The sequence below is a fragment of the Rhizobacter sp. P3_B12 genome (assembly GCF_056402895.1).
Genome location: NZ_JBFUGN010000027.1, coordinates 1 through 19,382, shown reverse-complemented (window position 1 = coordinate 19,382; position 19,382 = coordinate 1). Strand labels below are relative to the sequence as shown.

The 19,382-nt window shown below is 69.5% G+C and carries 21 protein-coding genes; 12 read left to right on the top strand and 9 right to left on the bottom strand.

Going from position 1 to position 19,382, the window contains the following annotated elements; all coding sequences use genetic code 11:
• The first annotated feature begins 359 nt into the window (after positions 1-359).
• Positions 360-2,225: a phosphoenolpyruvate carboxykinase (GTP) gene (locus tag AC1D01_RS03250; RefSeq protein ID WP_477864648.1), complete on the top strand. Its 1,866-nt coding sequence runs from the start codon at positions 360-362 to the stop codon at positions 2,223-2,225.
• Between the two features lie 66 nt (positions 2,226-2,291).
• On the opposite strand, the gene AC1D01_RS03245 is transcribed toward AC1D01_RS03250, so the two are convergent.
• Genes AC1D01_RS03245 through AC1D01_RS03235 form a run of 3 tightly spaced genes read right to left on the bottom strand, consistent with a single transcriptional unit; the run spans position 2,292 to position 3,114 of the window.
• The gene (locus AC1D01_RS03245; RefSeq protein ID WP_047586737.1) at positions 2,292-2,528 is read right to left on the bottom strand and encodes a hypothetical protein; all 237 of its coding nucleotides are present in this window, start codon (positions 2,526-2,528) and stop codon (positions 2,292-2,294) included.
• Positions 2,529-2,571: 43 nt separating this feature from the next.
• Positions 2,572-2,829 carry a hypothetical protein gene (locus AC1D01_RS03240; protein WP_047508272.1) on the bottom strand — a complete coding sequence of 86 codons (258 nt, stop codon included), beginning with the start codon at positions 2,827-2,829 and terminating at the stop codon, positions 2,572-2,574.
• 51 nt (positions 2,830-2,880) lie between these two features.
• Positions 2,881-3,114: a hypothetical protein gene (locus tag AC1D01_RS03235; protein ID WP_477864647.1), complete on the bottom strand. Its 234-nt coding sequence runs from the start codon at positions 3,112-3,114 to the stop codon at positions 2,881-2,883.
• A gap of 141 nt (positions 3,115-3,255) precedes the next feature.
• On the opposite strand from AC1D01_RS03235, the gene AC1D01_RS03230 reads away from it, so the two are divergent.
• The 5 genes from AC1D01_RS03230 (at position 3,256) to hutI (ending at position 9,195) form a co-directional block, all read left to right on the top strand.
• A complete protein-coding gene (locus AC1D01_RS03230) occupies positions 3,256-4,191 on the top strand; it encodes a LysR family transcriptional regulator (protein WP_477864646.1) in 936 nt (311 codons plus the stop codon).
• A gap of 111 nt (positions 4,192-4,302) precedes the next feature.
• A complete protein-coding gene (gene hutU / locus AC1D01_RS03225) occupies positions 4,303-6,018 on the top strand; it encodes a urocanate hydratase (protein WP_477864649.1) in 1,716 nt (571 codons plus the stop codon).
• Positions 6,018-6,593: a HutD/Ves family protein gene (locus tag AC1D01_RS03220; protein ID WP_477864645.1), complete on the top strand. Its 576-nt coding sequence runs from the start codon at positions 6,018-6,020 to the stop codon at positions 6,591-6,593. Before hutU ends, AC1D01_RS03220 begins: the two co-directional genes overlap by 1 nt.
• The gene (locus AC1D01_RS03215; protein ID WP_477864644.1) at positions 6,590-7,975 is read left to right on the top strand and encodes a formimidoylglutamate deiminase; all 1,386 of its coding nucleotides are present in this window, start codon (positions 6,590-6,592) and stop codon (positions 7,973-7,975) included. Before AC1D01_RS03220 ends, AC1D01_RS03215 begins: the two co-directional genes overlap by 4 nt.
• Positions 7,972-9,195 carry an imidazolonepropionase gene (gene hutI, locus AC1D01_RS03210; RefSeq protein WP_477864643.1) on the top strand — a complete coding sequence of 408 codons (1,224 nt, stop codon included), beginning with the start codon at positions 7,972-7,974 and terminating at the stop codon, positions 9,193-9,195. The genes AC1D01_RS03215 and hutI overlap by 4 nt, the downstream gene beginning before the upstream one ends.
• Here hutI and hutG read toward each other — a convergent pair.
• Positions 9,142-9,960: an N-formylglutamate deformylase gene (hutG, locus tag AC1D01_RS03205; RefSeq protein WP_477864642.1), complete on the bottom strand. Its 819-nt coding sequence runs from the start codon at positions 9,958-9,960 to the stop codon at positions 9,142-9,144. The genes hutI and hutG overlap by 54 nt on opposite strands.
• A gap of 99 nt (positions 9,961-10,059) precedes the next feature.
• Between hutG and AC1D01_RS03200 the strand changes: the two genes are divergently transcribed.
• From AC1D01_RS03200 to AC1D01_RS03190, 3 genes are read left to right on the top strand one after another with little or no spacing between them, the layout of a single operon-like run.
• Positions 10,060-11,013 carry an ABC transporter substrate-binding protein gene (locus AC1D01_RS03200; RefSeq protein ID WP_477864641.1) on the top strand — a complete coding sequence of 318 codons (954 nt, stop codon included), beginning with the start codon at positions 10,060-10,062 and terminating at the stop codon, positions 11,011-11,013.
• Positions 11,010-11,783 carry an ABC transporter permease gene (locus AC1D01_RS03195; RefSeq protein WP_477864640.1) on the top strand — a complete coding sequence of 258 codons (774 nt, stop codon included), beginning with the start codon at positions 11,010-11,012 and terminating at the stop codon, positions 11,781-11,783. The genes AC1D01_RS03200 and AC1D01_RS03195 overlap by 4 nt, the downstream gene beginning before the upstream one ends.
• Positions 11,780-12,583 (top strand): ABC transporter ATP-binding protein, encoded by an 804-nt coding sequence (locus AC1D01_RS03190; protein ID WP_477864639.1) that lies wholly within the window; start codon positions 11,780-11,782, stop codon positions 12,581-12,583. The genes AC1D01_RS03195 and AC1D01_RS03190 overlap by 4 nt, the downstream gene beginning before the upstream one ends.
• Here the strand turns inward: AC1D01_RS03190 and AC1D01_RS03185 are convergent.
• The 3 genes from AC1D01_RS03185 to hutH form a co-directional block, all read right to left on the bottom strand.
• Positions 12,567-13,853: a type II toxin-antitoxin system HipA family toxin gene (locus AC1D01_RS03185; protein WP_477864638.1), complete on the bottom strand. Its 1,287-nt coding sequence runs from the start codon at positions 13,851-13,853 to the stop codon at positions 12,567-12,569. The genes AC1D01_RS03190 and AC1D01_RS03185 overlap by 17 nt on opposite strands.
• Entirely contained in the window at positions 13,843-14,193 is a 351-nt protein-coding gene (locus tag AC1D01_RS03180) for a hypothetical protein (RefSeq protein ID WP_477864637.1), read from the bottom strand. Before AC1D01_RS03180 ends, AC1D01_RS03185 begins: the two co-directional genes overlap by 11 nt.
• Positions 14,194-14,351: 158 nt before the next feature.
• Positions 14,352-15,860, bottom strand: coding sequence for a histidine ammonia-lyase (gene hutH / locus AC1D01_RS03175; protein ID WP_477864636.1), 1,509 nt, complete (start codon positions 15,858-15,860; stop codon positions 14,352-14,354).
• A 74-nt stretch (positions 15,861-15,934) separates the two neighbouring features.
• Here hutH and hutC point away from each other — a divergent pair, with 74 nt between their 5' ends.
• Genes hutC through AC1D01_RS03160 form a run of 3 tightly spaced genes read left to right on the top strand, consistent with a single transcriptional unit; the run spans position 15,935 to position 18,258 of the window.
• Positions 15,935-16,657 carry a histidine utilization transcriptional repressor HutC gene (gene hutC, locus AC1D01_RS03170; RefSeq protein ID WP_477864635.1) on the top strand — a complete coding sequence of 241 codons (723 nt, stop codon included), beginning with the start codon at positions 15,935-15,937 and terminating at the stop codon, positions 16,655-16,657.
• A 55-nt stretch (positions 16,658-16,712) separates the two neighbouring features.
• A complete protein-coding gene (locus AC1D01_RS03165) occupies positions 16,713-17,486 on the top strand; it encodes a UPF0149 family protein (protein ID WP_156154970.1) in 774 nt (257 codons plus the stop codon).
• A 4-nt stretch (positions 17,487-17,490) separates the two neighbouring features.
• Positions 17,491-18,258, top strand: a complete 768-nt coding sequence (locus AC1D01_RS03160; protein ID WP_477864634.1) for a metallophosphoesterase — start codon at positions 17,491-17,493, stop codon at positions 18,256-18,258.
• A 12-nt stretch (positions 18,259-18,270) separates the two neighbouring features.
• Here AC1D01_RS03160 and AC1D01_RS03155 read toward each other — a convergent pair whose 3' ends face one another.
• Positions 18,271-18,858: a hypothetical protein gene (locus AC1D01_RS03155; protein ID WP_477864633.1), complete on the bottom strand. Its 588-nt coding sequence runs from the start codon at positions 18,856-18,858 to the stop codon at positions 18,271-18,273.
• A 113-nt stretch (positions 18,859-18,971) separates the two neighbouring features.
• The gene (locus tag AC1D01_RS03150) at positions 18,972-19,187 is read right to left on the bottom strand and encodes a hypothetical protein (RefSeq protein ID WP_477864632.1); all 216 of its coding nucleotides are present in this window, start codon (positions 19,185-19,187) and stop codon (positions 18,972-18,974) included.
• Between the last annotated feature and the right edge of the window lie 195 nt (positions 19,188-19,382).

The window sequence follows — 19,382 nt, the reverse complement described above, 5'->3', positions numbered from 1 at the left end:
AGGGAGAGGAGGAGGCGTCGTCGCATCATCCGACGATCTTAAGCGGGCGCAGAAACGGCCATGCAACAGCGGGAACAGCCGCCGTGCCGCCCGGCCAGCCGCCGCGCAGAACCGCCGAAAAAGTCACAACTGCTTTGCATGTTGCCATTCGCAATTTGCATGATCCCCCGGTTCGCGGCAGTTACGGCGAGATTACAGTGGCGCGACAATGCCTTGCCCGGTGGAGGCACGCGGATTGCCCATCCGGCATGAAACCGCCTGTTCCTGCCGCCATGCCCTGCCGCCGTGCCCTTGCGGTATGGGGCGAGCCCCGAGGTTCGCCCGATCCCGCACTTTGACTTTGATGATTGGAGCCCACGATGAACCGACCCGCGATGGAGGGTTTGCGCCTGAACGCGCCCGCCTACGTCAAACACGCCCGGCTGATGGCCTGGGTGGCCGAGATGGCCGCGCTGACCGAAGCCCGTGACGTGCACTGGTGCGACGGCAGCACCCCCGAGTACGACAGGCTCTGCGCCCAACTGGTGGCCGCCGGCACCTTCAAGAAGCTGAACCCCGAGCTGCGCCCCAACAGCTACCTCGCCTGCAGCAGCCCGAGCGACGTGGCGCGCGTCGAGGACCGCACCTTCATCTGCAGCGCGAAGAAGGAAGACGCCGGCCCCACCAACAACTGGATGGAGCCGGCCGAGATGCGCAGCTTGCTGCAGACCGGTGACCGCGCCTTGTTCCGCGGCGCGATGAAGGGCCGCACGATGTACGTCGTGCCGTTCAGCATGGGCCCGCTCGGCTCGCCGATCGCGCACATCGGCGTCGAGCTCTCCGACAGCCCCTATGTCGCCGTCAACATGAAGATCATGACGCGCATGGGCCGGGCCGTGATCGACGTGCTGGGCACCGACGGCGAGTTCGTGCCGTGCATGCACACCGTCGGCGCGCCGCTGGAGCCGGGGCAGAAGGATGTCGCGTGGCCGTGCAACGCCACCAAGTACATCGTCCACTACCCCGAAACGCGCGAGATCTGGAGCTACGGCTCCGGCTACGGCGGCAACGCGCTGCTGGGCAAGAAGTGCTTCGCGCTGCGCATCGCCAGCACGATGGGCCGCGACGAGGGCTGGCTGGCCGAGCACATGCTGATCCTCGGCGTCGAGAGCCCCGAGGGAAAGAAGCACCACGTCGCCGCTGCGTTCCCGAGCGCCTGCGGCAAGACCAACTTCGCGATGCTGATCCCGCCGGAAGGCCTGCCGGGCTGGAAGGTCACCACCATCGGCGACGACATCGCGTGGATCAAGCCGGCCGCCGACGGCCGCCTGCGCGCCATCAACCCGGAAGCCGGCTACTTCGGCGTCGCGCCCGGCACCAACGAGAAGACCAACTTCAACTGCATGGCGAGCCTGAAGCGCGACGTGATCTTCACGAACGTCGCGCTCACCGACGACGGCGACGTCTGGTGGGAAGGCATGACCGACGTCCCGCCGGCCCAGCTGACCGACTGGCAAGGAAAGCGCTGGACCCCGGCGATCGCGAAGGAGACCGGCGCGAAGGCGGCCCACCCGAACGCGCGCTTCACGGTGCCGGCCACCAACAACCCGGCGCTCGACGCGGCCTGGGACGATCCCGAAGGCGTGCCGATCGACGCGATCATCGTCGGCGGCCGCCGCTCGACGACCGTGCCGCTGGTCACCGAGGCGCGCGACTGGACCGAAGGCGTCTACATGGCGGCCACGATGGGCAGCGAGACCACCGCCGCCGCGGCCGGCCAGCAGGGCGTGGTGCGCCGCGACCCGTTCGCGATGCTGCCGTTCATCGGCTACAACATGAGCGACTACTTCCAGCACTGGCTGTCGCTCGGCGCGAAGCTGCAGGCCCGCGGCGCGAAGCTGCCGAAGATCTTCTGCGTGAACTGGTTCCGCAAGGGTGCCGACGGCAAGTTCGTCTGGCCAGGCTACGGCGAGAACATGCGCGTGCTGAAGTGGATGCTCGAGCGCGTCGAAGGCCGGGCGCAAGGCCGCGAGAACGTGTTCGGCGTGACGCCCAGCTACCAGGACCTGAACTGGGAAGGCCTGGACTTCAGCGCGGCGCAGTACGACCAGGTGACCGGCGTCGACGCCAGCGCCTGGCGGGCCGAGCTGTCGCTGCACGACGAGCTGTTCAAGCAGCTCGCCTGGCACCTGCCGGCGGAGCTCACCGCGACGAAGGCGCGCATCGAGGCCCGGCTGGCGGCCTGACGCGATCCCGTGCGCCCATGAAAAAGGCCCGCTGATGCGGGCCTTTCTTGTATCAGCGCGAAGGCTTCAGACCTCGGCGTCGGCGCGGTCGGCCGCGGCGCGCAGGTCGGCGGCGTAGCTCGGCTGCCCGTCGCTGTAGGCCTCGGCCAGCGAGCGCAGGCGGCTCGCGGCTTCGGCCGGGCTCTCGGCGGCGGGGCTCAGCAGGTTCGCGAGCGCCGCGGTGGCGAACGCGTAAGCGTCCGAAATGCGCTGGACGAAAGCCGTCGAGGCTTGCGAGTCAGCGAAGAAAGTCGACTGGTTCATGGTGGTCTCGGTGTGTGCCGCCGCCCGTGGCAGCGGCATCGGTTCAGTTGCCGTACAGCTCTTCGTGCCGGTCGGCGGCCGCGAACAGGTCCGCAGCGAAGCCGGGGTCGGTCTTCAGGTACTGGCGAGCCATCGCCCGCACGTCGGCGGCCTCACGGGCGGCCTGGTTCTCTTCCACGTTCACGCGCTCGGCGGGCTTCAGGGCGTTCAGCAGCGCGGCGAAAGCAGCGGCAAACGGCGCGGCCAGGCGCGGGGCGGTGCGTTGTTGGGGGACTTGCAGGTCCATCGTGGTCGTGGTCATCGTGTTTCCTTCGGGGTTGGGGTCGCTTGTGGCGAATTCGGGGGAGGTCGGTCAGCGCTGGCGAACGGAAGCCATGGAACGCAGCTGGGCTGCAAGTTCGGGCTGCGACGCTTCGTAGCGGCTGGCCAGCGCCAGCAGTTCGGGACGAGCGCGGGTCTGGCCGGCGGCTTCCAACGAGGCCCAGACGCGGCGGCCGATGCGGCCCCACACGTCGTGCGATGCCGAACCGGACGCGACGGCGCCGGTGGGCACTTGCGGGAGATTCAGGCTGATCACGGGGTTCATGGAACGTCCTTTCAAGACTCGCGAAATCGTTTTCGACCTCGCATGCCGCAATCCTAGGGTTTACCCCAGGGGTTGGCTACTGAAAGCTGTGAATCAGTGATATACACAGCCGTGATATCCCGGTGTCGAGGAGTAGCAAACATGAATTTCCGCACACTTGACTTGAACCTCCTGCGCGTGTTTGACGCGGTGATGGCGGAGGGCAACCTGACCCGTGCGGCCGAGCGCTTGGCGCTCACCCAACCGGCGGTCAGCAACGCCCTCAAGCGTTTGAAGGACTCCGTCGGTGAGGAACTGCTCACTCGCACATCGTTCGGGGTGAAGCCCACGCCGCGTGCCGAGCAGCTGTGGCCGGAGGTGCAGGCGGCGCTGGCAGCCCTGCGCCAGGCCTTCGCGCCGGGCGATTACGACCCGCAGAAGGATGTGGCGAACTTCCGACTCGCGATGGCGGATGCGACCGCGGCGATGCTGATGCCCTCCCTCGTTCAACAGATCGAACAAGGCCAGGCGCTGGCCAACCTGCGGGTGATCCCGTTGACCACCCGCGACCCGCGGCCGCTGCTGGAACGCGGCGAGGTCGATTTCGCGGTCGGCTACTTTCCCGACGCGGTGGCCAACCTGGTCGCCCAGGGCAGCGCCAGCCCGATCCACCATGAGCGCCTGTATGACAGCGAATACGTCTGCGTGATGCGCCGCGGCAATCCGCTGGCCGACGAGGAGCTGACGCTGGACCGCTTCTGCGAGGCGCACCACCTGCTGGTGAGCTTCTCCGGCCGGCCGCATGGGCTGGTCGACCAGGCGCTGACGCAGCTGCACCGCACGCGGCGTATCGTGCTCACGGTCAACCAGTTCTTCACCGCCGGCCGGGTGGTCGCCCGCAGCGACCTGCTGACGGTGCTGCCCCGCACCTTCATCGCCGCCACCGGCTACGAGGACAAGCTGGTACAGCGGCCGATCCCGCTGCCGCTGGCCGGCATCCACGTCGAGGCGCTGTGGCACATGCGGCACGACCGGGCCAGCGCCCACCAGTGGCTGCGGGCGCGGCTGGTCGATGCGGCGCAGTCGGCCACCGAGTGACTTGACGGGCGGGCCGACTCCCGGCATCCTGCGCAAAGTGGTCTAGACCACTTATCCGCATCCTGCTCGACACTCCCACGCCCGAGGCCGCCGATGAACTCCACCACCGACATGAAGACCGTGGCCCACGCCGCGGCACAGGCCGCCCGCTCGGCCCCCGGCCGCGTCGTGCGCGCCCCGCGCGGCAGCACGCTGAGCTGCAAGTCGTGGCTCACCGAGGCGGCCTTCCGCATGATCCAGAACAACCTCGACCCCGAGGTGGCCGAGCGCCCGGAAGAACTCGTGGTCTACGGCGGCATCGGCCGCGCGGCGCGCGACTGGGCCTGCTTCGACCAGATCCTCGCGTCGCTGCGCGAGCTGGAAGACGACGAATCGCTGCTGATCCAGTCGGGCAAGCCGGTCGGCGTGTTCAAGACGCACCCGGATGCGCCGCGGGTGCTGCTGGCGAACTCCAACCTGGTGCCGAAGTGGGCCACTTGGGAGCATTTCAACGAGCTCGACCGGCAGGGCCTCTTCATGTACGGCCAGATGACGGCTGGCTCGTGGATCTACATCGGCACCCAGGGCATCGTGCAGGGCACCTACGAGACTTTCGCCGAAGCCGGCCGCCAGCACTTCGGCGGCACGCTGGCCGGGCGCTGGGTGCTGACGGCCGGCCTCGGCGGCATGGGCGGCGCGCAGCCGCTGGCCGCCACCTTCGCCGGCGCCGTCTCGCTGAACATCGAATGCCAGCAGAGCAGCATCGACTTCCGGCTGCGCACGCGCTACCTCGACAAGCAGGCGAAGGACCTCGACGACGCGCTGGCGCTGATCCAGCAGCACACGGCCAAGCGCGAGGCGGTGTCGATCGGCCTGCTGGGCAACGCCGCCGAACTGCTGCCCGAGCTGGTGCGGCGCGCGCAGGCCGGCGGCATCCGCCCCGACATGGTCACCGACCAGACCTCGGCGCACGACCTGATCAACGGCTACCTGCCGGCCGGCTGGAGCGTCGCGCAGTGGCGCGATGCGCAGCGCGACCCGCACCAGCACGAGCGCCTGAAGCAGGCCGCGGTGCAGTCGTGCGCGGTGCACGTGCAGGCGATGCTCGATTTCCATGCGATGGGCGTGCCCACCGTCGACTACGGCAACAACATCCGCCAGGTCGCGTTCGACCAGGGCGTGAAGAACGCGTTCGACTTCCCCGGCTTCGTGCCGGCCTACATCCGCCCGCTGTTCTGCGAGGGCAAGGGGCCGTTCCGCTGGGTGGCGCTGTCGGGCGACCCGGAAGACATCCGCAAGACCGACGCGAAGATCAAGCAACTGTTCCCGCACAACGCGCACGTGCACCGCTGGCTCGACATGGCCGGCGAGCGCATCGCGTTCCAGGGCCTGCCGGCGCGCATCTGCTGGCTCGGGCTCGGCGAGCGCCATGTCGCCGGCCTCGCGTTCAACGAGATGGTGCGCAGCGGCGAGCTGAAGGCGCCGATCGTGATCGGCCGCGACCACCTCGACACCGGCTCGGTCGCGAGCCCGAACCGCGAGACCGAGGGCATGAAGGACGGCACCGACGCGGTGTCCGACTGGCCGCTGCTGAACGCGCTGCTGAATGCCTCGGGCGGCGCGACCTGGGTGTCGCTGCACCACGGTGGCGGCGTCGGCATGGGCTATTCGCAGCACGCCGGCATGGTGATCGTGGCCGACGGCACCGACGCGGCCGCGAAGCGGCTGGCGCGGGTGCTCGTCAACGACGCCGGCTCGGGCGTGATGCGCCATGCCGACGCCGGCTACGAGCTGGCGGTGCAGACGGCGCAGGCCCAGCACCTGAAGCTGCCGATGGTCGGGCGTTGATGAGCGGGCGCAGCGAGACGCTGGACCTGCAGTCGCTGCCCGCCGTGGCGTGGCGCAACGGCGCCGGGCTGACGCGCGAGCTCGCCGTGCAGCCCCGCGATGCCACGGCCGATTTCGACTGGCGCCTGAGCGTCGCCGAGGTCGAGCGCGATGCGCCGTTCTCCGCGTTCCCCGGCGTCGACCGCTGCATCGTGCTGCTGCGCGGTGCCGGCATGCGGCTGCACTCGGCCGATGGCCGGCTCGATGAGCGGCTGGCCCGCGCGCACGAGCCCTTCCACTTCTCCGGCGATGCTGCATTGAACGCCAGCCTGTTCGACGGCCCGTGCCGCGATTTCAACGTGATGGTGCGGCGCGGCCGCTGGCGCGCCGACGTGCGCGCGCTGCGCGGCGCCGTGCGCACCGAGCCGGCCTCGGCCGGGCTGTTGCTCGCGAGCCTCGGCCGCTGGTCCGACGGCGCACGCGGGCTGGGGCCCTTGCAGGCCTGGCTGTGGCGCGACGGCATGCCCGCGCTCGCCCTCGAGTGCGCCGGTGACGCGCCGTGTGCGCTGCTCGTGCAGCTGGAGCCCGCGGCATGAGCGCGTCCGAGACCCCGACCGGATCGCTGTTCGCGCACCACGCGCTGCTGCCGCAGGGCTGGGCCGACAACGTGCTGCTGCAGTGGGACGACGCCGGCACGCTGACCTGCGTCGAGGCCGGCCTGCCGCCGCCAGCCGGCACCGGGCGCGTCGACGGCGTGCTGCTGCCCGGCCTGCCGAACCTGCATTCGCACGCGTTCCAGCGCGCCTTCGCCGGGCTGACGGAACACCGCAGCGCCGAGCAGGACAGCTTCTGGAGCTGGCGTGCGCTGATGTACGGCTTCGCGCAATCGCTGACGCCCGATGCGCTGCAGGCCATCGCGACGCAGCTCTACATCGAGATGCTGCAGGCCGGCTACACGGCGGTCTGCGAATTCCACTACGTGCACCACCAACCCGACGGCCGCGTGCACGCCGATGCGGCCGAGATGTCATTGCGCCTGGTCGCCGCCGCGCGCGAAGCCGGCATCGGCCTGACGATGCTGCCGGTGCTGTACCAGGCGAGCGGCTTCGGCGGCAAGCCGCCACTGGCGGAGCAGCGCCGCTTCCTGAACAGCGTCGACGGCCTGCTGTCGCTGATCGGCCGGCTGCGCCACGACGGCGTGCGCGTCGGCGCGGCGCCGCATTCGCTGCGTGCCGTGCCGCCCGAGGCGCTGCGCGACCTGCTCGGCGGCCTGCATGGCGCCGACGCCAGCGCACCGGTGCACATCCACGTGGCCGAGCAGCAGCGCGAGGTCGACGACTGCCTCGCGTGGAGCGGCCAGCGGCCGGTGCAGTGGTTGCTGGCGCATGCGGCGGTGGATGCGCGCTGGTGCCTGGTGCACGCCACCCACCTCGATGCCACCGAGCGGCGCGCACTGGCGCGCAGTGGCGCGGTGGCCGGCCTGTGCCCGAGCACCGAGGCCAACCTCGGCGACGGCGTGTTCGATGCCGAGGCCTTCATCGCCGATGGCGGCCTGTGGGGCATCGGCTCCGACAGCCACGCCTGCGTCGACGCGGCCGAGGAGCTGCGCCTGCTCGAGTACGGCCAGCGGCTGACGAAGCAGCGCCGCAACGTGCTCGCGAGCGCCGCGCACCCGCAGGTGGCCGATGCGATGTGGCTGTCGGCGGTGGCCGGCGGTGCACGCGCCAGCGGCCGCTCGATCGGCGGCCTGCGTGTGGGCCAGCAGGCCGACCTGGTGCACCTCAGCGCGTTCGATGACGCCGGCCTGAGCGCCTCGCAACGTCTCGCGAGCCACGTGTTCGCGACGCACGGCACCCGCGGCGTGCGCGACGTGTGGGTGGCCGGCCGGCAGCGCGTGCACGAGGGGCAGCATGCCAGCGCCGGGCGCGCCGCCGAGGCCTTCATCGCCGCGCGCACCCACCTGCTGGAGCACCGATGACCGACCTGCTGCTGACCAATGCGCGCATCGTCGACGGGCTGGATGAATCCTGTGCACCGTCGGCGCCGGGCTTCGTCGCGATCGCGAACGGGCGCATCGAGCGCGTCGGCCCGATGTCCGCGCTGCCGGCCGGGCTGCGGCCGCGCGCCGAACGCGATGCCGGCGGCGCCTTGCTGACGGCCGGCCTGATCGATTGCCACACCCACCTCGTCTACGCCGGCGACCGCGCGCGCGAGTTCGAGCTGCGGCTGCAGGGCGCGAGCTACGAAGAGATCGCGCGGGCCGGCGGCGGCATCCGCTCCACCGTGCGGCAGACGCGCGACGCATCGCCCGAGGCCTTGTTCGAGGCCTCGGCCCGCCGGCTGCGCGAGCTGATGCGCCACGGCGTGACGACCGTCGAGATCAAGTCCGGCTACGGCCTGTCGCTCGATGCGGAGCGCAAGTGCCTGCAGGTGGCGCGCCGGCTCGGCGAGCGCTTCCCGATCGATGTGCGCACCACGCTGCTGGCCGCGCACGCGCTGCCGCCGGAGTTCGAAGGCCGCGCCGATGCGTACATCGACGAGATCGTCGACCACCTGCTGCCGGCCATTGCACGCGACGGGCTGGCCGATGCGGTCGATGCATTCTGCGAGACGATCGGCTTCACGCCGGCCCAGACGCAACGCGTGTTCGAAGCGGCGCAACGCCACGGCCTGCCGGTCAAGCTGCATGCCGAGCAGCTGTCGAACCAGCACGGCGCCACGCTGGCGGCCGATTTCGGCGCGCTGTCCGCCGATCACCTGGAGCATGTCGACGAGGCAGGCGTGATCGCGATGGCACGCGCCGGCACCGTGGCGGTGATGCTGCCAGGCGCGTACTACTTCCTGCGCGACACCGTCGCGCCGCCGATCGCACTGTTCCGCCGGCACCGCGTGCCGATGGCTGTCGCGACGGACTGCAACCCGGGTACCAGCCCCGGCACCCACCTGCCGCTGATGATGAACATGGCCTGCACGCTGTTCCGGATGACGCCGGCCGAGGCGCTGCTCGGCGTCACGCGGCACGCGGCGCAGGCGCTGGGCCTGGCGGCCACGAACGGCTGCGTCGAGGTCGGCAGGCAGGCCGACCTCTGCCTGTGGGACGTCGACCACCCGGCCGCGCTGAGCTACGCGATCGGCGCGAGCCCGCTACGCGCCTGCTTCCACCGCGGTGTCGAGCGCGGCCTGCAGCATCCGCTGTAGCAGCGGCCGCACGCCGGCCGCGAGATCGGGCCGGAAGCCGAACGGCGCCGGCTCGTCCATGTAGGTGCCATGGCACATCTCCATCTGCAGCGCATGCACGCCGCGCGCCGGTTCGCCGTAGTGGCGCGTGATGTAGCCGCCCTTGAAGCGGCCGTTGCTGACCTGCGTGTAGCCGCGCTGCCCGGCGAGCACCGCTTCGACCGCCGCCTGCACGCGCGGTGCGCAGGCGCGCCCCTCGTCGGTGCCGAGGTTCAGGTCGGGCAGCTTGCCTTCGAAGAAGCGCGGCAGCACGCTCGAGATCGAGTGCGCGTCCCACAGCACCGCCACGCCATGCAGATCGCGCAGCCGCTCCAGCTCGCCGCGCAGCGCGACGTGGTACGGGCGCCAGAAGCGCTCGCGCCGCGCCTCGACCTCGGCCGCGTCGGGCTCCTGCCCCGCCAGGTACAGCGGCTGCTTGCGGAAGGTGTCGCGCGGCACCAGCCCGGTGGTGTCCTGGCCGGGGTAGAGGTTGGTGTCCTCGGGCGGGCGGTTCAGGTCGATCACGTAGCGCGACATCCGCGGCACCAGCGTGCTCGCGCCGATCTGCGCCGCGAAGTCGTAGAGCAGCGGCAGGTGCCAGTCGGTGTCGGCGCGCAGCAGCGCGTCGGGCGTCATGCGGGCCGCGATGTCGGCAGGGATGTCGGTGCCGGCGTGCGGGAACGAGACGAGCAGCGGAACGCTGCCCCGCGAGAGTGCGACCGTCGGTGCGTGCGTGCTGGATTCCATGGGTGGAAGTGGCCTAGACAACCGGGGAACCGAGTGTAGACTGCCCGGCACAGGGCTTGCATCATGTCCGACACCTTCCCCCTTCTCGCAGGAGCAGTGATGAATCCAGTGCGTGCCTTGGTCGGTTTGTTGGTGTCGGCGGCAGCGGTCTCGCCTGCCGCGGCGCAGGAGACGCCCGTCGCGATCGCGATCTCCGGCTGGACCGGCTTCGCGCCGCTGACGCTCGCGAAGGAGGCCGGCATCTACAAGAAGCATGGCCTCGACGTGTCGATCAAGAAGATCCCGCAGAAAGACCGCCACCTCGCCATTGCCTCGGGCGACGTGCAGTGCGCGGCCACCACCGTCGAGACCTGGGTGGTGTGGAACGCCAACGGTGTCGCGACCACGCAGATCTTCCAGCTCGACAAGAGCTTCGGTGCCGACGGCATGGTGGTGCGCAACCACATCGCGAAGATCTCCGACCTGAAGGGCAAGACGGTCGCCGCCTCGGCACCGGGCACCGCGCCGTACTTCGGCCTCGCGTGGATGCTGAAGAAGAACGGGCTGTCGGTGAAGGACGTGAAGGTCGTCACGCTGGAGCCGCAGGCGGCCGCGAACGCGTTCGTCGCGAACGCCGGCGACCTCGATGCCGCGATGACCTACGAGCCCTACCTGTCGACGGTGCGCGCCAGGCCCGAGGCCGGCAAGATCATCGCGACCACGCTCGACTACCCGATGGTGATGGACACCTTCGGCTGCACGCCGAAGTTCCTGAAAGAGAACCCGAAGGCCGCGAAGGCGCTGGCCGACAGCTACTTCGATGCGCTGGAGATGATCCGCGCCGAACCGAAGAAGTCGTTCGAGATCATGGGCGCCGACGTGAAGCAGAGCGGCGAGGCCTTCGAGAAGTCGCAGGCCTACCTGCGCTGGCAGGACCGCGCGGCGAACCAGCGCTTCTTCACCAGCGTGCTGCAGCCGTTCAGCAAGGAGGCGGCCGAGCTGCTGCTCGAGATCGGCAGCATCAAGCAGATCCCCGACCTGAAGGCGCTGTCGGACACCAGCTTCATCCAGTGAAGCCGCTGCAGCAGGTCGAACCCGGGCGGCGCATCGCGCTCGGGGTCGCGTTCTTCGTGCTGTTCGTCGCCGGCTGGGCAGTCGCGACGCTGGGCGGCTTCGTCTCGAAGACCTTTCTCGCCGACCCGCTGACGATGGTCCGCTCCGGCTGGGACCTGCTCGCGCAGCAGGGCTTCGCGCACGATATCGGCATGACGATGTGGCGCGTGATCGGCGGCTTCGTGATCGCGGCCCTGCTCGCGTTGCCGCTGGGCATCGCGATGGGCGCGTACAAGCCGGTCGAGGCGTTCTTCGAGCCGTTCGTGTCATTCGCGCGCTACCTGCCGGCCTCGGCCTTCATTCCGCTGCTGATCCTGTGGGCCGGCATCGGCGAGGCGCAGAAGCTCGCGGTGATCTTCCTCGGCTCGTTCTTCCAGCTGGTGCTGATGATCGCGGTGAGCGTGGGCCAGACACGGCGCGACCTGGTGGAGGCGGCCTACACGCTCGGCGCGCGCGACTGGGGCGTGGTGCGCCGCGTGCTGATCCCGGCCGCGGCGCCGCAGGTGGCCGAGACGCTGCGCCTGGTGCTCGGCTGGGCCTGGACCTACGTGATCGTCGCCGAGCTGATCGGCGCGTCGAGCGGCATCGGCCACATGATCACCGACAGCCAGGCGCTGCTCGCCACCGACCAGATCATCTTCGGCATCATCACGATCGGCGTGATCGGGCTGGTGTCCGACCTGGGGTTCAAGCGGCTGAACCGCCGCCTCTTCCGCTGGGCTGCGCTGTGAGCCGGCTGTCGATCCGCGGCGTGGGCCGCAGCTTCCCCGGTGTGCACGGCGGCAGCCCGACGCTCGCGCTGCAGCCGACTGACCTGGACGTGGCCGACAACGACTTCATCACCGTGCTGGGCCCGTCAGGCTGCGGCAAGTCGACGCTGCTGCGCATCGTGGCCGGCCTCGACGAGCCGAGCACCGGCCAGGTGCTGCTCGACGGCGAGCCGGTGCGCGGCCCGGGCGCTGACCGCGGCATGGTGTTCCAGAGCTACACGCTGTTCCCGTGGCTGACGGTGCGGCAGAACATCTGCTTCGGGCTGCGCGAGAAGGGCCTGCCCGACGCGCAGCAGCGCGAGATCGCGCAGCGCTTCATCGGCGAGGTCGGGCTGGCGGGCTTCGAGTCGCACTACCCGAAGCAGCTGTCGGGCGGCATGCAGCAGCGCGTCGCGCTCGCGCGAGCGCTGGCCAACGACCCGAAGATCCTGCTGCTCGACGAACCCTTCGGCGCGCTCGACCACCAGACGCGCGCGCTGATGCAGGAGCTGCTGCTGTCGATCTGGCAGCAGCACCGCAAGACGGTGCTGTTCGTCACGCACGACATCGACGAGGCGATCTTCATGGGCAACCGCTGCGCGGTGTTCAGTGCGCGGCCGGGCCGCATCAAGACCGAGCTGGCGATCGACCTGCCGTACCCAAGGCACTACACGGTGAAGACAACGCCGCGCTTTTCGGAGCTGAAGGCGCAGCTGACGGAGGACATCCGGGCCGAGAGCATCAAGGCGGCCGGGATGGCCGACGTCACGGGCCGGGCGTGAGGCGCTGCTGCAGGCCGGCGATGCGCGTCGCCTCGGGCGGCGGCACGCCGGCCTGCTGCGCGTAGGCCGGCCATTGCGCGAAGACATCGGCCAGCCGGTCGATGTGGTGACCGGGCTGGCGAATGCCGAACTGGTCGCCCAGCTGCACGAGGTCCGCGCGCGTGATGCCTTCGCCCTTGCCCGCGACCAGCATCTGGTGCTGGCGCGTCCATTTGCCCGGCGCCGGGTTGTGCGCGAAGCAGAGGTCGTAGGCAGGCGCCAGCGACCACGCGCCAGACTCGTCCATCAGGAACGCGAGGTTCTTCGTGTGGTCGTCGCAGTTCCTCGCCATCACGTTGAAGACGCACCGCAGCCACGCCTGCTCCATCGCCGCGGCACCGAGGTTCATCGACAGGATCGTGCGGAAGAACTGCTCGTAGCCGTGCACGTAGGGTGTGTTGAAGTCCAGGTGCTGCAGGCCGCACAGCGAATGCACATGCAGCTTGCGGTTGCCGACGCGGTCGAAGCGGCGGGTCATGAAGTGCGCCCGCCCGCCTTCTTCCAGCAACCGGCAGTCGCTCATCTCGATGCCGGCGTCGATGGCCATCCGGTGGTGGGCGTACTCGATGCGCCCGAAGCCAGCCGCGGCGCCGAGCTGGCCGTCGTCGCCCACGCCGTCGAACTTCAGCAGCCAGTGCTCGTACCCGGCCGGCAGCTCGAACTGCCCCGACACGATGCTGTTGCTCTCGGCGTTCCAGCCGATCACGGCCTTGGCACGGGCGCCGCCCGCGGAGCTGCCGACGTCGATGATGTCTTGCGCGACCTCGGAGAACTCGCCGCGCAGGGCCCGCCGGGCGTCCTCGACGAGGCTCGCCATCTGCAGCGGCGCCGCGGCCTGCGCCGAGTCGCGGTCACGCACGGCCGGCTCGAACTCCAGCGCGCCCATCGCGCGGCGCCCCACGTACACGAGGCGCTGCAAGGTCGTGATGTCCGAAGCCGCGATGCCGCGCCGCGCCAGGTATTCGTTGATCAGCGCGTTGCCGAAGCGGTCCGGCAGCGCGTCGGCCAGCAGCCCGGGCAATCCGAAGTAGGTGTCCTGCGGGAGCCCGGCAAAGCTGTAGCGCCGGCGTGGGCTGAGCGGCATCTGCAGCGGCGACAGCTCGAGGCCCGAACGCGCGAAATCGGCGCTGTACTGGAATTCGAAGAAGCCGGGCTTGCCGCGCAGCGCCGCCACCGCGCCGACCTGTTGCCCCCACAGCCGGACCTCGACGACACGGAGGTCACTGGCCATGTTTCAGCCCGAGGCTGGCGCTGGAGCGCCGCGGTGCGCGCTGGCGGACCGGCTTGGCCTGTTCGGCTTCGAGCAGGTCCAGCGGGCCAGGTCCTTCGGGGGTCGGGACCAGTTCTCCCAGCCGGTCGAGGAGCCCCATCGCGCGCATCAGCGCAATCAGGTTGCGCAAGGTGATGCCACCGGTCTTCTCGAAGCGCCTCAACGGGGTCAGCCCCATGCCGCTGCGTTGCGACAGCTCATCGAGCGTCATGCCGGCCGCATCGGGGTCGATGCGCCACGCGCGCAGCCGCTGCGCAAGGTGCAGAGCGACCTCCTTGTCGGTCAGGTGATCCAGGCCCATGGTGAACCCCTCGTAAAAGCCTAAAAACAGCCTTTTGCCAGCATTTCTTGGCAACAACAGACTAACACTAGACTATCACGGTGACGACACCAAGGCTGATCAGTTATCAGCCTAAATTTAGGCTAATAAGCACCAGAAGCACAGGTAGCGTTCTATTTTTAGAGCATCCCCATCCCTGCGTGCTCGACCATGTCGACAGCCGCCTCGATGTCCGGCGCCATCAGCCGGTCTTCCTTCAGGAACGGCACCCGCTCGCGCAGCCGCGCGTGCAGGCACTCCAGCGCCGGCGACGAACGCAGCGGCCGGTGGAAATCGAGCGCCTGGGCCGAGGCCAGCCATTCGATCGCGACGATGCCCGCCGTGTTGTCCAGCATCTGGTGCAGGCGCCGCGCGGCGTAGGTCGCCATCGACACGTGGTCTTCCTGGTTCGCCGACGTGGGCAGCGAGTCGACGCTCGCCGGATGCGCGAGCGACTTGTTCTCGGAAGCGAGCGCCGCCGCCGTCACCTGCGCGATCATGAAGCCGGAGTTCAGCCCGCCGTTCTCGACCAGGAAGGCCGGCAGCCCCGAGATGCCCGGGTCCATCAGCATCGCGGTGCGGCGCTCGGACAGCGCGCCGATCTCGGCGATCGCCAGCGCCAGGTTGTCGGCCGCGAAGGCCACCGGCTCCGCATGGAAGTTGCCACCGGACAGCGCCTCCAGCGTGTCGGCGAACACCAGCGGGTTGTCGGAGACGCCGTTCGCCTCGGTCAGCAGCACGTTCCATGCATGCTGCATCTGGTCGAGGCAGGCGCCCATCACCTGCGGCTGGCAGCGCAGGCAGTACGGGTCCTGCACCTTGTCGCAATCGAGGTGCGACTGGCGCAGCGCGCTGCCGGCCAGCCAGCCGCGGAAGCTCGCCGCCACCTTGCGCTGCCCGGGCTGGCCGCGCACCTTGTGGATGCGGTCGTCGAACGGCGTGTCGGCGCCCTTGGCCGCATCGACCGTCATCGCGCCGATGCCGATCGCCGCGTCGAAGATGCGCTCGAGCCGCTGCACCGCGACGAGCGCGAGCGCGGTCGACGCCTGCGTGCCGTTCAGCAGCGCGAGGCCCTCCTTCGGGCCGAGCACCAGCGGCTCGACGCCGGCATGCGCGAGCGCCTGCAATGCCGGCACGCGCTTGCCGTCGACGAAGGCCTCGCCGATGCCGATCAGCACGCCGCTCAGGTGGGCGAGCGGCGCGAGATCGCCCGAGGCGCCGACCGAACCCTTCTCCGGCACCACCGGCAGCACGTCGGCCGCCAGCAGCGCGAGCAGCGCATCGATCACCTGCGGCCGCACGCCCGACACCCCATGCGCGAGGCTGGCGGCCTTCAGCAGCAGCATCAGCCGCACCACCGGCGCGGCCATCGGCTGGCCGATGCCGGCGCTGTGCGACAGCACCAGGTTCTTCTGCAGCTGCGCCAGCTGGTCGTCGGGGATGCGCGTCTGCGCCAATTTGCCGAAGCCGGTGTTGATGCCGTAGACCGGCTCATGGCGCGACATCAGCGTCGCGACCGCCTGCACGCTCGCCTCGATGCCGGCCCGCGCCGACGGCGCGATCGTGAAGCGGGCCCCGCCGGCGGCCGCATCGAGCAGCATCGCCTTGTCGAGCTGGCCGGGGGTGATCAGGTGCGCAGGCGTCGTCATGGGGGTCCTCGCTCACGCGGCGGAACGCCGCAAAGTGGTCTAGACAACTTTAGCACAGGGGTAAGATCGCCCCCATGAAATCCGGCGACAAGACGCTGCCTTACGAGGCAGTCAAGCACTCGATCCGACACCGCATCGCCGAGGGGGGCTGGCAGCCGGGCGTGAAGCTGCCGTCGGAGCGCGAGCTGGTGCAGGAGTTCGGCTGCGCCCGCATGACGGTGCACCGCGCGCTGCGCGAACTGGAAGACGAGGGGCTGATCGAGCGCCGCCAGGGCTCGGGCTCGTACGTGGCCGAGCTGCACCCGATCTCCAACCTGCTGCAGGTGCGCGACATCCACGACGAGATCGTCGAGCGCGGCCACCGCCACACGACGCGGGTGTGCGGCGTCGAGCGCGTGAAGGCGGGCGCCGAGATCGCCACCGCGATGCGCCTGCGCAAGGGCGCGGCGGTGATCCGCTGCCGGCTGGTGCACCTGGAGAACGGCGTGCCGATCCAGTACGAGGACCGGCACGTGAACCCGGCCCTCGCGCCCGACCTGCTGGCACAGGACTTCACGCAGGTCACGCCGTCGCACGTGCTGTTCGAGCACGCGCCGCTGACCGAGGCCGAGCAGGTGGTCGAGGCGGTGCTCGCGACCGACGAGCAGGCCCGGCTGCTCGACGTGCCGGTCGGCAGCGCGCTGCTGCAGGTGTCGCGGCGCACGCTGTCGCAGGGCATCGTCGCGTCGGTGGCGCGGCTGGTGCATCCTGGGGCGCGCTACCGGCTCATCGGCAGTTTCTCGGCCGGCAAGTCGTGATCGCCCGCTGATCAGACGACAATCCCGGCTCGATCGATTGTTCAAGAGACCTGCCATGCCCGCCCCCACCGCCCTGCCCGCCTCGCTGCCGCCCGCCCACGACCTGACCGATGCCGAGTTCGCCGAACTCGACGACCTGCTGGCGGCCACGCCCGAGCCGCTGCAGCCGGTCGACGCGGTGATGCTCGACGGCTTCCTCTGCGGCGTGCTGGTGCAGCCGGTGCTGCTGGAGCCGGCCACCTGGCTGCCGCATGTGTTCGATTTCGACGGCCAGCCACTGCCCGACGACGTGGACGCCGCCTGGCTGGAGCGCACCAGCGCGCTGGTGCTGCGCCGCTACGCCGCGCTGAACCGCGCGATCGTCGAGGACGGCTGGTTCAACCCGCTGGTGCTGGAGTTCGACGACGAGCACCCGCCGGCCCCGCTGGCCGAGGGCGAGGTCGACCCGATGGAAGGGCTGGCCGAGGTGTCACAGCCGCTGATGCCGTGGGTGGCCGGCTTCCAGCACGCCGCCATCTGCTTCCCCGACCTGATGGAGCTGCCCCAGGACGAGGTGATGACCGCGCTGGCCCGGCTGTACCGCCACCTGCCGGCCGAGACCGACGAGGAGCGCGAGGTCGTCGCGACGCTGGACCGCGAGTACCCGCTGACGACGCTGGACGACGCGATCGAGGAGATGGTCACGACCGTCGCCGAGCTGTCCGACCTGACGCGCGATGCGCGCTACAAGGTCGAGACGGTCAAGCGCGAGACGCCCAAGGTCGGCCGCAACGACCCGTGCCCATGCGGCAGCGGCAAAAAGTTCAAGCAGTGCCACGGCGCCACCTGAATCAGTGAAGCTCCAGCTCCTGTCCGACCTGCACCAGGAAACCGAGACCTTCACGCCCGAGCCGGCACCCGGGGCCGAACTGCTGGTGCTGGCCGGCGACATCGACAGCACCTGGAAGGCCTTCGACGCCTTCCGCGGCTGGCCGGTGCCGATCGTCTTCGTCGCCGGCAACCATGAGTTCGACGGCCGCGAGCTGAACGACACCTGGCCGGCCCTGCGCGCGCGCTGCGACGCGCTCGGCATCACGATGCTGGAACGCGAGACCTGCCTGCGCACCGGCGCCGACGGCCGCCGCATCCGCTTCGCCGGCACGGTGCGCTGGTGCGATTTCGACCTTTTCGGGCCGGCGCAGCGCGAGAAATCGATGCGCGCCGGCTCGTACTTCATGAAGGTGCAGCGCTCGACGCTGAACGGCGAGGTCTTCGCCGCGCCGCAGGTGCGCGAGGAAGCGCTCGCCTGCCGCGCCTGGCTGGCCGCGGCGCTTGCCGAACCGAGCGACGCCGACGCGACGGTCGTCATCACCCACTTCGGCCCCAGCCTGCGCAGCGGCGACCCGCGCTACGGCAGCCAGGCCGGCACGGCCAGCTTCTGCAATGCCGACGACGACCTGCTGCCGCATGCCGACCTGTGGATCCACGGCCATGTGCATTGCCGGCACGACTACGAGGTGGCGCATGCGGGCGGCGTCACGCGCGTCGTCTGCAACGCGCGCGGGCATACGAAGCGCGGCGAGAGCGCCGGCTATGACGGGCTGCGGGTGATCGAGGTCTGACCTGGCGACGCCTCAATTCGTCTTGATTCCGAAGGCGGCAAGTCGGCCCATGAACTTGGTTGCGGCCTTGAACTGATCGTGTTTCGTTGTTGTGCGAATTACTTCGATATCCGTCTCGACGCAGGGCCTGAGTACCTCTTGAGCAGCGGGACTGTCCAGTACCTTTGCAGCGGTGTCATCGAAGTCCTTCAAGTACTTTGGAGCCGTTGAGGAGTCGCTTCCCAACAATCCCTTGATGACGTTTGGAAAGTCACTCATTGCGGACTTCAACGCGGGGTTTTGATCGAGAACTCGTTCGACCTCTCTCGCCGTGTCCAGGTCGATTCCAAAGTCCTTGAGGAATTTGGGCTTGCTTGCGAAGTCGATGATTGCGCTTCGCAACTCTTTCGGAAGACTGGGACTCGTTTTCCTCAAGATCAGTGCAATAGCCAACCTCTCTTGCCCACTCCACGGGAGGTCGAAAGGATTCAGCCCGACTCTCGCTTGCAATCGTTGGTCTTTGACTTGGCCAGGCAAGCCAAGCTCATCCTTTGCAGACTTGTTTTTCTGGAAGATTCTTTTGAATTTCTTGCCAACTTGCTGCAAATTGCGGGGATTCATGGCTCCGGCGCGGGAAGTGGAACGGCGCCATTGAGTGGCTCGCCGCGACCACAAGGTTCCGCGCCATCTGAAGCCGATCCCGGCAGGAAACGATCAGGGCAGATGCGCGACGTTCATCGGCCGCGGTGCGTGATGCGGCTCATCCACTGCAGCGGCGCCGGCGCGGTCGCCCCGGGCGAGAGCGCATCGAACTCGCTGTCGTGTGGCGGCGACAGGCTCATGTCGAGCCCGAAGGCGGTGCCGTAGTCGGCTGCCTCGGGTTCCACCTGGCGCGGCGCGCGGCGCGTGGCCAGCGACGCCAGCCAGGACCATCCGGATGCCAGGTTCATGATGTCGCTCCACGAGTGCTTGTGACATTCAGTGTCGGATGCAAGCGGCTGGTGCTGAAGCCCGAAATGAGGCACGCGAACGGTGCAGTTCGCGCCGCCGTGGTTCAAGTCACGTCCAGCGCCGTGCGCGCGCCCGCCAGCAGCGCATCGCCGACCCGGTCGAGCAGGCCGACGCGCGCCGACGGCGCCGCGCCG

What these genes read in the sequence shown, in the direction of transcription:
- AC1D01_RS03250 (WP_477864648.1), top strand. Translation starts at nt 360, where the DNA reads ATGAACCGACCCGCGATGGAGGGTTTGCGCCTGAACGCGCCCGCCTAC.
- AC1D01_RS03245 (WP_047586737.1), bottom strand. Translation starts at nt 2,528, where the DNA reads ATGAACCAGTCGACTTTCTTCGCTGACTCGCAAGCCTCGACGGCTTTC.
- AC1D01_RS03240 (WP_047508272.1), bottom strand. Translation starts at nt 2,829, where the DNA reads ATGACCACGACCACGATGGACCTGCAAGTCCCCCAACAACGCACCGCC.
- AC1D01_RS03235 (WP_477864647.1), bottom strand. Translation starts at nt 3,114, where the DNA reads ATGAACCCCGTGATCAGCCTGAATCTCCCGCAAGTGCCCACCGGCGCC.
- AC1D01_RS03230 (WP_477864646.1), top strand. Translation starts at nt 3,256, where the DNA reads ATGAATTTCCGCACACTTGACTTGAACCTCCTGCGCGTGTTTGACGCG.
- hutU (WP_477864649.1), top strand. Translation starts at nt 4,303, where the DNA reads ATGAAGACCGTGGCCCACGCCGCGGCACAGGCCGCCCGCTCGGCCCCC.
- AC1D01_RS03220 (WP_477864645.1), top strand. Translation starts at nt 6,018, where the DNA reads ATGAGCGGGCGCAGCGAGACGCTGGACCTGCAGTCGCTGCCCGCCGTG.
- AC1D01_RS03215 (WP_477864644.1), top strand. Translation starts at nt 6,590, where the DNA reads ATGAGCGCGTCCGAGACCCCGACCGGATCGCTGTTCGCGCACCACGCG.
- hutI (WP_477864643.1), top strand. Translation starts at nt 7,972, where the DNA reads ATGACCGACCTGCTGCTGACCAATGCGCGCATCGTCGACGGGCTGGAT.
- hutG (WP_477864642.1), bottom strand. Translation starts at nt 9,960, where the DNA reads ATGGAATCCAGCACGCACGCACCGACGGTCGCACTCTCGCGGGGCAGC.
- AC1D01_RS03200 (WP_477864641.1), top strand. Translation starts at nt 10,060, where the DNA reads ATGAATCCAGTGCGTGCCTTGGTCGGTTTGTTGGTGTCGGCGGCAGCG.
- AC1D01_RS03185 (WP_477864638.1), bottom strand. Translation starts at nt 13,853, where the DNA reads ATGGCCAGTGACCTCCGTGTCGTCGAGGTCCGGCTGTGGGGGCAACAG.
- AC1D01_RS03180 (WP_477864637.1), bottom strand. Translation starts at nt 14,193, where the DNA reads ATGGGCCTGGATCACCTGACCGACAAGGAGGTCGCTCTGCACCTTGCG.
- hutH (WP_477864636.1), bottom strand. Translation starts at nt 15,860, where the DNA reads ATGACGACGCCTGCGCACCTGATCACCCCCGGCCAGCTCGACAAGGCG.
- hutC (WP_477864635.1), top strand. Translation starts at nt 15,935, where the DNA reads ATGAAATCCGGCGACAAGACGCTGCCTTACGAGGCAGTCAAGCACTCG.
- AC1D01_RS03165 (WP_156154970.1), top strand. Translation starts at nt 16,713, where the DNA reads ATGCCCGCCCCCACCGCCCTGCCCGCCTCGCTGCCGCCCGCCCACGAC.
- AC1D01_RS03155 (WP_477864633.1), bottom strand. Translation starts at nt 18,858, where the DNA reads ATGAATCCCCGCAATTTGCAGCAAGTTGGCAAGAAATTCAAAAGAATC.
- AC1D01_RS03150 (WP_477864632.1), bottom strand. Translation starts at nt 19,187, where the DNA reads ATGAACCTGGCATCCGGATGGTCCTGGCTGGCGTCGCTGGCCACGCGC.